At 33.4% G+C, this 12914-nt stretch carries 12 protein-coding genes and 1 pseudogene; all 13 read left to right on the forward strand.

Features of this window, described 5'->3' with window-relative positions:
- A pseudogene (locus IDG60_RS14615) lies at nucleotides 1-418 on the forward strand (phosphate acyltransferase PlsX); the annotation flags it as partial.
- Nucleotides 411-1337 carry an ACP S-malonyltransferase gene (gene fabD, locus IDG60_RS14620; RefSeq protein WP_103182722.1) on the forward strand — a complete coding sequence of 309 codons (927 nt, stop codon included), beginning with the start codon at nucleotides 411-413 and terminating at the stop codon, nucleotides 1335-1337. The pseudogene IDG60_RS14615 and the gene fabD, both read left to right, overlap by 8 nt.
- Nucleotides 1330-2064 carry a 3-oxoacyl-[acyl-carrier-protein] reductase gene (fabG, locus tag IDG60_RS14625; RefSeq protein ID WP_000167269.1) on the forward strand — a complete coding sequence of 245 codons (735 nt, stop codon included), beginning with the start codon at nucleotides 1330-1332 and terminating at the stop codon, nucleotides 2062-2064. Before fabD ends, fabG begins: the two co-directional genes overlap by 8 nt.
- A 370-nt stretch (nucleotides 2065-2434) precedes the next feature.
- A complete protein-coding gene (locus IDG60_RS14630) occupies nucleotides 2435-2668 on the forward strand; it encodes an acyl carrier protein (protein WP_000426914.1) in 234 nt (77 codons plus the stop codon).
- Nucleotides 2669-2783: 115 nt separating this feature from the next.
- Nucleotides 2784-3515: a ribonuclease III gene (gene rnc, locus IDG60_RS14635; RefSeq protein WP_000043237.1), complete on the forward strand. Its 732-nt coding sequence runs from the start codon at nucleotides 2784-2786 to the stop codon at nucleotides 3513-3515.
- Nucleotides 3516-3661: 146 nt separating this feature from the next.
- The gene (smc, locus tag IDG60_RS14640) at nucleotides 3662-7228 is read left to right on the forward strand and encodes a chromosome segregation protein SMC (protein WP_000262698.1); all 3567 of its coding nucleotides are present in this window, start codon (nucleotides 3662-3664) and stop codon (nucleotides 7226-7228) included.
- On the forward strand, nucleotides 7228-8478 hold the full coding sequence (ftsY, locus tag IDG60_RS14645; protein WP_000007678.1) for a signal recognition particle-docking protein FtsY: 1251 nt from the start codon (nucleotides 7228-7230) through the stop codon (nucleotides 8476-8478). Before smc ends, ftsY begins: the two co-directional genes overlap by 1 nt.
- The gene (locus IDG60_RS14650) at nucleotides 8465-8797 is read left to right on the forward strand and encodes a putative DNA-binding protein (protein ID WP_000531320.1); all 333 of its coding nucleotides are present in this window, start codon (nucleotides 8465-8467) and stop codon (nucleotides 8795-8797) included. Before ftsY ends, IDG60_RS14650 begins: the two co-directional genes overlap by 14 nt.
- A 25-nt stretch (nucleotides 8798-8822) precedes the next feature.
- The gene (gene ffh / locus IDG60_RS14655; RefSeq protein WP_000863468.1) at nucleotides 8823-10190 is read left to right on the forward strand and encodes a signal recognition particle protein; all 1368 of its coding nucleotides are present in this window, start codon (nucleotides 8823-8825) and stop codon (nucleotides 10188-10190) included.
- Between the two features lie 434 nt (nucleotides 10191-10624).
- Nucleotides 10625-10900, forward strand: a complete 276-nt coding sequence (gene rpsP / locus IDG60_RS14660; RefSeq protein ID WP_000268754.1) for a 30S ribosomal protein S16 — start codon at nucleotides 10625-10627, stop codon at nucleotides 10898-10900.
- A 187-nt stretch (nucleotides 10901-11087) separates the two neighbouring features.
- Nucleotides 11088-11591, forward strand: coding sequence for a ribosome maturation factor RimM (rimM, locus tag IDG60_RS14665; RefSeq protein ID WP_001261987.1), 504 nt, complete (start codon nucleotides 11088-11090; stop codon nucleotides 11589-11591).
- Nucleotides 11591-12328, forward strand: coding sequence for a tRNA (guanosine(37)-N1)-methyltransferase TrmD (gene trmD, locus IDG60_RS14670; protein ID WP_000687330.1), 738 nt, complete (start codon nucleotides 11591-11593; stop codon nucleotides 12326-12328). Before rimM ends, trmD begins: the two co-directional genes overlap by 1 nt.
- Nucleotides 12329-12430: 102 nt before the next feature.
- Nucleotides 12431-12781: a 50S ribosomal protein L19 gene (gene rplS / locus IDG60_RS14675; protein WP_000181402.1), complete on the forward strand. Its 351-nt coding sequence runs from the start codon at nucleotides 12431-12433 to the stop codon at nucleotides 12779-12781.
- The last annotated feature ends 133 nt before the right edge of the window (nucleotides 12782-12914 follow it).

Here is a 12914-nt window from a genome sequence, read left to right on the forward strand (position 1 = left end):
TGAGTTATTAAATCAAGATCATTCATTGAATTTTGTTGGGAATATTGAAGCGAAGACATTAATGGATGGCGATACAGATGTTGTAGTTACCGATGGCTATACTGGGAACATGGTCCTTAAAAATTTAGAAGGTACTGCAAAATCAATCGGTAAAATGTTAAAAGATACGATTATGAGTAGTACTAAAAATAAATTAGCAGGTGCAATATTGAAGAAAGATTTAGCAGAATTCGCTAAAAAGATGGATTACTCAGAATACGGTGGTTCAGTATTATTAGGATTGGAAGGTACTGTAGTTAAAGCACACGGTAGTTCAAATGCTAAAGCTTTTTATTCTGCAATTAGACAAGCGAAAATCGCAGGAGAACAAAATATTGTACAAACAATGAAAGAGACTGTAGGTGAATCAAATGAGTAAAACAGCAATTATTTTTCCGGGACAAGGTGCCCAAAAAGTTGGTATGGCACAAGATTTGTTTAATAACAATGATCAAGCAACTGAAATTTTAACTTCAGTAGCAAAGACGTTAGACTTTGATATTTTAGAGACAATGTTTACTGATGAAGAAGGTAAATTGGGTGAAACTGAAAACACGCAACCAGCTTTATTGACGCATAGTTCGGCATTATTAGCAGCGCTAAAAAATTTGAATCCTGATTTTACTATGGGGCATAGTTTAGGTGAATATTCAAGTTTAGTTGCAGCTGACGTATTATCATTTGAAGATGCAGTTAAAATTGTTAGAAAACGTGGTCAATTAATGGCGCAAGCATTTCCTACTGGTGTAGGAAGCATGGCTGCAGTATTGGGATTAGATTTTGATAAAGTCGATGAAATTTGTAAGTCATTATCATCTGATGACAAAATAATTGAACCAGCAAACATTAATTGCCCAGGTCAAATTGTTGTTTCAGGTCACAAAGCTTTAATTGATGAGCTAGTAGAAAAAGGTAAATCATTAGGTGCAAAACGTGTCATGCCTTTAGCAGTATCTGGACCATTCCATTCATCGCTAATGAAAGTGATTGAAGAAGATTTTTCAAGTTACATTAATCAATTTGAATGGCGTGATGCTAAGTTTCCTGTAGTTCAAAATGTAAATGCGCAAGGTGAAACTGACAAAGAAGTAATTAAATCTAATATGGTCAAGCAATTATATTCACCAGTACAATTCATTAACTCAACAGAATGGCTAATAGACCAAGGTGTTGATCATTTTATTGAAATTGGTCCTGGAAAAGTTTTATCTGGCTTAATTAAAAAAATAAATAGAGATGTTAAGTTAACATCAATTCAAACTTTAGAAGATGTGAAAGGATGGAATGAAAATGACTAAGAGTGCTTTAGTAACAGGTGCATCAAGAGGAATTGGACGTAGTATTGCGTTACAATTAGCAGAAGAAGGATATAATGTAGCAGTAAACTATGCAGGCAGCAAAGAGAAAGCTGAAGCAGTAGTCGAAGAAATCAAAGCTAAAGGTGTTGACAGTTTTGCGATTCAAGCAAATGTTGCCGATGCTGATGAAGTTAAAGCAATGATTAAAGAAGTAGTTAGCCAATTTGGTTCTTTAGATGTTTTAGTAAATAATGCAGGTATTACTCGCGATAATTTATTAATGCGTATGAAAGAACAAGAGTGGGATGATGTTATTGACACAAACTTAAAAGGTGTATTTAACTGTATCCAAAAAGCAACACCACAAATGTTAAGACAACGTAGTGGTGCTATCATCAATTTATCAAGTGTTGTTGGAGCAGTAGGTAATCCGGGACAAGCAAACTATGTTGCAACAAAAGCAGGTGTTATTGGTTTAACTAAATCTGCGGCGCGTGAATTAGCATCTCGTGGTATCACTGTAAATGCAGTTGCACCTGGTTTTATTGTTTCTGATATGACAGATGCTTTAAGTGATGAGCTTAAAGAACAAATGTTGACTCAAATTCCGTTAGCACGTTTTGGTCAAGACACAGATATTGCTAATACAGTAGCGTTCTTAGCATCAGACAAAGCAAAATATATTACAGGTCAAACAATCCATGTAAATGGTGGAATGTACATGTAATATATTTGAGCTAAAGCTCATTGACGCAGTGGTTGACTGGTCATCCAATGGAGAATTGTCTGACCTAGTCAACTTTGCGGGGGAAATTCTAAGCAACCTAGATAAGGTTCCAGAATTTCTCCCTAAGAAACACTAATCAATAAATTGATAAGAAGATTAGAGGAACGCTTGAGCTAAAGCTCAAGATAAAGACGCAGTAATCAATAAATTGATAACTGGGATAGAGGTACACCTGAGCTAAAGCTCATGCATAAGAAACACTAATCAATAAATTGATAAGTGTTTCTAAAATTTCTACTTGTTTTTTAGAATTTAAAATGGGAAAATATAATAGTCTATGTATAGGCATTTTTAAAGGAGGTGAATCGACGTGGAAAATTTCGATAAAGTAAAAGATATCATCGTTGACCGTTTAGGTGTAGACGCTGATAAAGTAACTGAAGATGCATCTTTCAAAGATGATTTAGGCGCTGACTCACTTGATATCGCTGAATTAGTAATGGAATTAGAAGACGAGTTTGGTACTGAAATTCCTGATGAAGAAGCTGAAAAAATCAACACTGTTGGTGATGCTGTTAAATTTATTAACAGTCTTGAAAAATAATAAATCTTACATCTGGGTCGTCAGTATTGTCGACTCAGTTTTTTTCTTTAATTATCAATAGTTTTAACGTAAAATTAAAGATGATTCAAGAGCAACACATAAAGGAGATAAAATAATGTCTAAACAAAAGAAAAGTGAGATAGTTAATCGTTTTAGAAAGCGCTTTGATACTAAAATGACAGAGTTAGGCTTTACTTATCAAAATATTGATTTATACCAACAAGCATTTTCGCATTCGAGTTTTATTAATGATTTTAATATGAATCGTTTAGACCATAATGAGCGTTTAGAGTTTTTGGGTGATGCGGTATTAGAATTGACGGTTTCACGATATTTATTTGATAAACATCCCAACTTGCCAGAAGGGAATTTAACAAAAATGCGTGCCACTATTGTATGTGAGCCCTCACTTGTAATATTTGCGAATAAAATTGGATTGAACGAAATGATTTTACTTGGTAAAGGTGAAGAGAAAACAGGGGGACGTACAAGACCATCATTAATATCAGATGCATTCGAAGCATTTATTGGGGCATTGTATTTGGATCAAGGACTAGATATAGTTTGGAAATTTGCTGAGAAAGTTATTTTCCCACATGTAGAACAAAATGAGTTATTAGGCGTGGTAGATTTTAAAACACAATTCCAAGAATATGTGCACCAGCAAAATAAAGGTGATGTAACCTATAATTTAATAAAAGAAGAGGGACCGGCACATCATCGTCTATTCACTTCAGAAGTTATTCTGCAAGGGGAAGCAATAGCTGAAGGTAAAGGGAAAACGAAAAAAGAATCAGAACAACGTGCTGCTGAAAGTGCCTATAAGCAATTAAAACAAATTAAATAGAAATTTATATGATACGACATATAGGTGTTCGATTTAGGATTTAAGGAAGAATTTTTAATATTTTATGGAACAACTTCGAAATTTAATATACAAATATTAAAATATCGTATACATGTGTTCTTTAAAATTGTGATAAGGAGTTTAGGATGGTTTATTTAAAATCAATAGATGCCATTGGATTTAAGTCTTTTGCAGATCAAACCAATGTTCAATTCGATAAAGGTGTAACTGCAATTGTTGGTCCAAATGGAAGCGGTAAAAGTAATATTACAGATGCTATTAAATGGGTGTTGGGTGAACAATCGGCTAAATCATTACGTGGCTCAAAAATGGAAGATATTATCTTCTCAGGTGCAGAACATCGCAAAGCTCAAAATTATGCTGAAGTACAGTTAAGATTAGATAATCATTCTAAAAAGCTCAGTGTTGATGAAAACGAAGTTATTGTAACAAGAAGATTGTATCGAAGTGGTGAAAGTGAGTACTACATAAATAATGACCGTGCAAGATTAAAAGATATTGCCGATTTATTTTTAGATTCTGGATTGGGAAAAGAAGCGTATAGCATTATCTCGCAAGGTAGAGTTGATGAAATACTAAATGCTAAACCAATTGATAGACGTCAAATTATTGAAGAATCGGCTGGTGTACTTAAATATAAAAAACGTAAGGCTGAATCATTAAATAAACTTGACCAAACAGAAGATAATTTAACGAGAGTAGAAGACATTTTATATGATTTGGAAGGTCGCGTAGAACCTCTAAAAGAGGAGGCAGCTATAGCTAAAGAATATAAGACACTTTCACATCAAATGAAACATAGTGACATTGTAGTTACAGTGCACGATATTGATCAATATACAAATGACAATAGACAATTAGATCAACGTTTAAATGATTTACAAGGTCAACAAGCAAATAAAGAAGCTGACAAGCAACGTTTAAGCCAACAAATTCAACAATATAAAGGTAAACGACATCAACTTGATAACGATGTTGAATCGCTTAATTATCAATTAGTAAAAGCTACGGAAGCCTTTGAAAAATATACGGGACAATTAAATGTTTTAGAAGAACGTAAGAAAAATCAATCTGAAACAAATGCACGATATGAAGAAGAACAAGAAAATTTAATGGAGCTTTTAGAAAATATATCAAATGAGATTTCTGAAGCTCAAGATACTTATAAGTCTCTGAAAAGTAAACAAAAAGAACTCAATGCTGTCATTCGTGAACTTGAAGAACAACTATATGTTTCAGACGAAGCACATGATGAAAAATTGGAAGAAATTAAAAACGAATACTATACATTAATGTCAGAGCAATCAGATGTTAACAATGATATTCGTTTTTTAAAGCATACTATAGAAGAGAATGAGGCTAAAAAATCAAGACTAGATTCTCGATTAGTTGAAGTTTTTGAGCAATTGAAAGATATTCAGGGTCAAATAAAAACGACAAAAAAAGAATATCAACAGACCAACAAAGAACTTTCTGCTGTAGATAAAGAAATTAAAAATATAGAAAAAGATCTCACTGATACAAAAAAAGCACAAAATGAATACGAAGAGAAATTGTATCAAGCATATCGATATACCGAAAAAATGAAAACACGTATTGATAGTTTGGCAACGCAAGAGGAAGAATACACTTATTTTTTCAATGGCGTCAAACATATTTTGAAAGCTAAAAATAAAGAATTAAAGGGTATTCATGGTGCAGTTGCGGAAATTATTGATGTGCCATCTAAATTAACTCAGGCAATTGAAACAGCATTAGGTGCTTCATTACAACATGTCATTGTAGATTCAGAAAAAGATGGACGCCAGGCTATTCAATTTTTAAAAGAACGTAATTTAGGTCGTGCGACGTTTTTACCATTAAATGTTATACAGAGTAGAGTGGTAGCGACTGATATTAAATCTATTGCTAAAGAGGCAAACGGATTTATTAGTATTGCTTCGGAAGCAGTGAAAGTAGCACCAGAATATCAAAATATTATCGGGAATTTATTAGGTAATACGATTATCGTTGATCATTTAAAGCATGCAAATGAATTGGCACGTGCGATTAAATATCGAACTCGTATTGTTACTTTGGAAGGTGATATTGTAAACCCTGGTGGTTCTATGACTGGTGGTGGCGCTCGTAAGTCCAAAAGTATTCTGTCTCAAAAAGACGAGTTGACAACAATGAGACACCAATTAGAAGATTACTTGCGTCAAACAGAATCATTTGAACAACAATTTAAAGAGTTGAAGATAAAAAGTGATCAATTAAGTGAACTGTATTTTGAAAAAAGTCAAAAGCATAATACACTTAAAGAGCAAGTGCATCATTTTGAAATGGAGCTCGATAGATTAACTACACAAGAAACACAAATAAAAAATGATCATGAAGAATTCGAATTTGAAAAAAATGATGGTTATACGAGTGACAAAAGTCGACAAACTTTGAGTGAAAAAGAAACTCATTTAGAAAGTATTAAAGCATCTTTAAAACGACTAGAAGATGAAATTGAACGCTACACAAAACTTTCTAAAGAAGGTAAGGAAAGCGTAACTAAAACACAACAAACGTTACATCAGAAACAATCTGATCTTGCTGTGGTTAAAGAGCGTATTAAAACACAACAACAGACAATAGATCGATTAAATAATCAAAGTCAACAAACTAAACATCAATTAAAAGATGTTAAAGAAAAAATTGCATTCTTTAATTCGGATGAAGTGATGGGCGAACAAGCTTTTCAAAATATTAAAGATCAAATTAATGGTCAACAAGAAACGAGAACACGCTTATCTGATGAATTAGATAAATTGAAACAACAACGTATTGAGTTGAATGAACAAATCGATGCGCAGGAAGCTACACTACAAGTTTGTCACCAAGATATTTTAGCTATCGAAAATCACTACCAAGATATTAAAGCTGAACAATCAAAGTTAGATGTATTAATTCATCATGCGATAGATCATTTAAATGATGAATATCAATTGACTGTTGAACGTGCGAAATCTGAATATACGAGTGATGAATCGATTGACGCATTACGTAAAAAAGTTAAGTTAATGAAGATGTCGATTGATGAACTAGGTCCTGTAAACTTAAATGCAATTGAACAATTTGAAGAGTTAAATGAACGTTATACATTTTTAAGTGAACAACGTACAGATCTTCGTAAAGCTAAAGAAACATTAGAGCAAATTATAAGTGAAATGGATCAAGAGGTTACTGAAAGATTTAAAGAAACTTTCCATGCTATTCAAGGACATTTTACAGCTGTGTTCAAACAATTGTTTGGTGGAGGCGATGCAGAATTGCAATTAACTGAAGCCGATTATTTAACAGCTGGTATTGATATTGTGGTACAACCACCGGGTAAAAAGTTGCAACATTTATCGTTACTGAGTGGTGGTGAGCGTGCATTAACTGCTATTGCTTTACTATTTGCAATTTTAAAAGTAAGATCTGCACCTTTTGTTATATTAGATGAGGTTGAAGCTGCACTAGATGAAGCAAATGTTATTAGATACGCAAAATATTTAAATGAGTTATCAGACGAAACACAATTCATTGTTATTACACACCGTAAAGGAACAATGGAATTTGCAGATAGGTTATACGGTGTAACAATGCAAGAATCAGGTGTTACTAAACTTGTGAGTGTGAATTTAAATACAATAGATGATGTGTTGAAGGAGGAGCAATAATGAGCTTTTTTAAACGCTTAAAAGATAAGTTTGCAACAAATAAAGAAAATGAAGAAGTTAAATCCTTAAGAGAAGAACAAGGTCAAGACAAATTAGAAGATACACATTCTGAAGGTTCAACGCAGGACGTAAATGATTTAGCAGAAAATGCTGAAGTGAAAAAGAAGCCACGCAAGTTGAGTGAAGCGGATTTTGATGACGATGGCTTAATATCAATTGAAGATTTTGAAGAAATTGAAGCTCAAAAAATGGGTGCTAAATTTAAAGCAGGACTCGAAAAATCTCGTCAAAATTTCCAAGAACAATTAAATAATTTGATAGCGAGATATCGTAAAGTAGATGAAGACTTTTTTGAAGCTTTAGAAGAAATGTTAATCACTGCAGACGTCGGTTTTAATACAGTGATGACGTTAACTGAAGAATTACGTATGGAAGCACAACGACGTAATATTCAAGATACTGAAGATTTGCGTGAAGTCATTGTTGAAAAAATCGTAGAGATTTACCATCAAGAAGATGATAATTCAGAAGCTATGAACATAGAAGATGGTCGTTTAAATGTCATTTTAATGGTCGGTGTGAATGGTGTTGGTAAAACAACAACAATTGGAAAATTAGCTTACCGATATAAAATGGAAGGTAAAAAAGTAATGTTAGCTGCGGGCGATACTTTTAGAGCGGGTGCTATTGATCAATTGAAAGTTTGGGGCGAACGTGTTGGTGTAGATGTAATTAGCCAAAGTGAAGGTTCTGATCCAGCTGCTGTTATGTATGATGCGATTAATGCCGCTAAAAACAAAGGTGTTGATATTTTAATCTGTGATACCGCTGGACGTTTACAAAATAAAACAAATCTAATGCAAGAATTAGAAAAAGTTAAGCGTGTAATTAATCGAGCAGTGCCAGATGCGCCTCATGAAGCATTACTATGTTTAGATGCTACAACTGGTCAGAATGCGTTGTCACAAGCTAGAAACTTTAAAGAAGTAACAAATGTTACAGGTATTGTATTAACGAAATTAGATGGTACAGCCAAAGGTGGTATCGTATTAGCCATTCGTAATGAATTGCACATTCCAGTTAAATATGTAGGTTTAGGTGAGCAATTAGATGACTTACAACCATTTAACCCTGAAAGTTATGTCTACGGCTTATTCGCTGATATGATTGAACAAAATGACGAAATAACAACAGTTGAAAATGATCAAATTGTAACAGAAGAAAAGGACGATAATCATGGGGCAAAATGATTTAGTTAAAACGTTACGAATGAATTATTTGTTTGATTTTTATCAATCCTTATTGACGAATAAACAACGTAATTATTTGGAATTATTTTATCTCGAAGATTATTCTTTAAGTGAAATCGCAGATACTTTTAATGTGAGTAGACAAGCAGTTTATGATAATATAAGAAGAACTGGCGATTTAGTTGAAGATTATGAAAAGAAATTGGAATTATACCAGAAATTTGAGCAACGCCGAGAAATATATGATGAAATGAAACAACATTTAAGTAATCCAGAACAAATACAACGTTATATTCAACAATTAGAAGACTTAGAATAGATATAAATTGAGGGAGGACATCGATATGGCATTTGAAGGCTTATCAGAACGCCTGCAAGCGACGATGCAAAAAATGCGTGGTAAGGGTAAACTTACTGAAGCTGATATAAAGATAATGATGCGTGAAGTAAGATTAGCGTTATTTGAGGCTGACGTAAACTTTAAAGTGGTAAAAGAATTTATTAAAACAGTATCAGAACGCGCATTAGGTTCCGATGTAATGCAATCATTAACACCAGGGCAACAAGTTATTAAAATAGTTCAAGATGAATTAACGAAGTTGATGGGTGGAGAAAATACATCGATTAATATGTCAAATAAACCACCTACTGTTGTTATGATGGTTGGTTTACAAGGTGCTGGTAAAACAACAACTGCAGGTAAATTAGCATTATTGATGCGTAAAAAATACAACAAAAAACCTATGTTAGTTGCAGCAGATATTTATCGTCCAGCAGCGATAAATCAATTACAAACAGTAGGGAAACAAATTGATATTCCTGTATACAGTGAAGGAGATCAAGTAAAGCCACAACAAATTGTAACTAATGCATTAAAACATGCTAAAGAAGAACATTTAGACTTTGTAATCATTGATACAGCAGGTCGATTACACATCGATGAAGCATTGATGAACGAATTAAAAGAAGTAAAAGAAATTGCTAAACCAAACGAAATTATGTTAGTTGTCGATTCAATGACGGGTCAAGATGCTGTCAATGTTGCAGAATCTTTTGACGATCAACTTGATGTCACAGGTGTTACCTTAACTAAATTAGATGGTGATACACGTGGTGGTGCAGCTTTATCTATTCGTTCGGTGACACAAAAACCAATTAAATTTGTTGGTATGAGTGAAAAGTTAGATGGTTTAGAGCTATTCCATCCTGAACGTATGGCATCACGTATTTTAGGTATGGGTGATGTGTTAAGTTTAATTGAAAAAGCGCAACAAGATGTGGATCAAGAAAAAGCAAAAGATTTAGAGAAAAAGATGCGTGAGTCATCGTTTACTTTAGATGATTTTTTAGAACAACTTGATCAGGTGAAAAATCTAGGACCACTGGATGATATTATGAAAATGATTCCAGGTATGAATAAAATGAAAGGGCTAGATAAGCTTAATATGAGTGAAAAGCAAATTGATCATATTAAAGCGATTATCCAGTCAATGACGCCGGCTGAAAGAAACAATCCAGACACATTGAATGTATCACGTAAAAAGCGTATTGCTAAAGGGTCTGGTCGTTCATTACAAGAAGTCAATCGTTTGATGAAACAATTTAACGATATGAAGAAAATGATGAAACAATTCACTGGTGGCGGTAAAGGTAAAAAAGGTAAACGCAATCAAATGCAAAATATGTTAAAAGGTATGAATTTACCGTTTTAATGTTTAATATAACACGCTGATTTTTGTTGCAATGAGATGTGCATCCCGAAAGTTATACTAAAGAATATAACTTTATGGGGTGCATATTTTTAGATACACAATAATAATTAAAAACTGAAATTGCGGATTTGCTAGAACATGAGGTTATTGTTGCTAATATTAATAAGTTATATTGGTGGAACATGTGCGTTAGAAGTGGTACCATTCATGTCCTTACGAGATAAATTAACTTAACACGTAGGTGGTGAAGGCTACTATGAATTTTTATAACCTATTAACAGTCTAATTTAGTAATCACATAGTTATTATTGTAAGAAAAAGGTTCAATAATTTTCCTGGTAAAGAAAAAACTCTTTACAAACATTCATACACCTGTTAATATTATTTCTTGTAGAAAATAAAAATTAAAACATGACTTAAAGGAGATTTTATAAATGGCAGTTAAAATTCGTTTAACACGTTTAGGTTCAAAAAGAAATCCATTCTATCGTATCGTAGTAGCAGATGCTCGTTCTCCACGTGACGGACGTATCATCGAACAAATCGGTACTTATAACCCAACGAGCGCTAATGCTCCAGAAATTAAAGTTGACGAAGCGTTAGCTTTAAAATGGTTAAATGATGGTGCGAAACCAACTGATACAGTTCACAATATCTTATCAAAAGAAGGTATTATGAAAAAATTTGACGAACAAAAGAAAGCTAAGTAATTTAGCGTAAAATTGTTCTAACAATAAGAATAACTCGTTTACACTGACAGTTATTACTCAATGATACGTTGGGAATATCACATGTTAGTAATATAGAACGTATTGGGTACCATAATGGTGCCCTTTTTCTTTGAATTATTTTCAATTAAAATAGAAGTGTTCAAAGCATAGAGTTGGAGGTAATAGAATGAGAGTTGAAGTTGGTCAAATTGTTAACACACATGGTATTAAAGGTGAAATTAAAGTAAAATCCAATTCAGACTTTACAGACGTTCGTTTTCAACCCGGTCAAGTGCTGACAGTTGTGCATAACAATAACGACCTTGAATATACTGTTAAGTCACATAGAGTGCATAAAGGGCTTCATATGCTTACATTTGAAGGTATTAATAATATTAATGATATTGAGCATTTAAAAGGGAGTTCTATTTATCAAGAGCGTGATCATGAAGATATCGTACTTGAGGAAAATGAATTTTATTATTCAGATATTATAGGATGTACAGTTTTTGATGATCAAGAAACACCAATAGGTCGTGTAATTAATATATTTGAAACAGGTGCGAATGATGTGTGGGTGATTAAAGGATCTAAAGAATATTTGATTCCTTATATTGCTGATGTTGTAAAAGAAGTGGATGTTGAAAATAAAAAAATTATCATCACGCCAATGGAAGGATTGTTGGATTAATGAAAATTGATTATTTAACTTTATTTCCTGAAATGTTTGATGGTGTTTTAAATCATTCAATTATGAAACGTGCCCAAGAAAACAATAAATTACAAATCAATACGGTTAATTTTAGAGATTATGCAATTAACAAGCACAACCAAGTAGATGATTATCCGTATGGTGGCGGACAAGGTATGGTGTTAAAGCCTGAACCTGTTTTTAATGCGATGGAAGACTTAGATGTCACAGAACAAACACGCGTTATTTTAATGTGTCCACAAGGCGAGCCATTTTCACATCAGAAAGCTGTTGAATTAAGCAAGGCTGACCACATCGTTTTCATATGCGGACATTATGAAGGTTACGATGAACGTATCCGAACACATCTTGTCACAGATGAAATATCAATGGGTGACTATGTGTTAACTGGCGGTGAGTTACCGGCAATGACAATGACTGATGCTATTGTTAGACTGATTCCAGGTGTTTTAGGTAATGAACAGTCACATCAAGACGATTCATTTTCAGATGGGTTATTAGAGTTTCCGCAATATACACGTCCGCGTGAATTTAAGGGTCTAACAGTTCCAGATGTTTTATTGTCTGGAAATCATGCCAATATTGATGCATGGAGACATGAGCAAAAGTTGATCCGCACATATAATAAAAGACCTGACTTAATTGAAAAATATCCATTAACTAATGAAGATAAGCAAATATTAGAAAGATATAAAATAGGATTGAAAAAAGGTTAGTATTGTGCTAACATATTCTGAGTGTGGAAACACAAAAATCACTATGATCCGCTGCTATATATTTGTCGAGGCAAGAACATAGGTTGAAGAGGAGAATTTATAATGACAAATCACAAATTAATCGAAGCAGTAACTAAATCACAATTGCGTACAGACTTACCAAGTTTCCGTCCTGGTGATACTTTACGTGTACACGTACGTATCATTGAGGGTACTCGTGAGCGTATCCAAGTATTCGAAGGCATTGTAATTAAACGTCGTGGCGGTGGCGTTTCTGAAACGTTTACAGTTCGTAAAATTTCATCAGGTGTTGGCGTGGAACGTACATTCCCATTACACACACCAAAAATTGAAAAAATCGAAGTTAAACGTCGTGGTAAAGTACGTCGTGCTAAATTATATTACTTACGTAGTTTACGTGGTAAAGCTGCTAGAATCCAAGAAATTCGTTAATCAGCATTTAAACAAAGCTATGTATGAGTCAAATTCGACTCAAACAATAAAGCCATCTAGGTCACTTTTATGGAGTGATATAGATGGCTTTTTTTGCTGTTTAGTTAATGTAAAGTTGATAATGTAATTGTTT

It is taken from the genome of Staphylococcus sp. EG-SA-2 (assembly GCF_017152085.1).

Bases quoted from the DNA above. Each gene is read 5' to 3' on its own strand.
- rimM (WP_001261987.1), top strand. From the start codon at position 11,088: ATGAGAGTTGAAGTTGGTCAAATTGTTAACACACATGGTATTAAAGGT.
- ftsY (WP_000007678.1), top strand. From the start codon at position 7,228: ATGAGCTTTTTTAAACGCTTAAAAGATAAGTTTGCAACAAATAAAGAA.
- rpsP (WP_000268754.1), top strand. From the start codon at position 10,625: ATGGCAGTTAAAATTCGTTTAACACGTTTAGGTTCAAAAAGAAATCCA.
- fabG (WP_000167269.1), top strand. From the start codon at position 1,330: ATGACTAAGAGTGCTTTAGTAACAGGTGCATCAAGAGGAATTGGACGT.
- trmD (WP_000687330.1), top strand. From the start codon at position 11,591: ATGAAAATTGATTATTTAACTTTATTTCCTGAAATGTTTGATGGTGTT.
- fabD (WP_103182722.1), top strand. From the start codon at position 411: ATGAGTAAAACAGCAATTATTTTTCCGGGACAAGGTGCCCAAAAAGTT.
- IDG60_RS14650 (WP_000531320.1), top strand. From the start codon at position 8,465: ATGGGGCAAAATGATTTAGTTAAAACGTTACGAATGAATTATTTGTTT.
- ffh (WP_000863468.1), top strand. From the start codon at position 8,823: ATGGCATTTGAAGGCTTATCAGAACGCCTGCAAGCGACGATGCAAAAA.
- rplS (WP_000181402.1), top strand. From the start codon at position 12,431: ATGACAAATCACAAATTAATCGAAGCAGTAACTAAATCACAATTGCGT.
- smc (WP_000262698.1), top strand. From the start codon at position 3,662: ATGGTTTATTTAAAATCAATAGATGCCATTGGATTTAAGTCTTTTGCA.
- rnc (WP_000043237.1), top strand. From the start codon at position 2,784: ATGTCTAAACAAAAGAAAAGTGAGATAGTTAATCGTTTTAGAAAGCGC.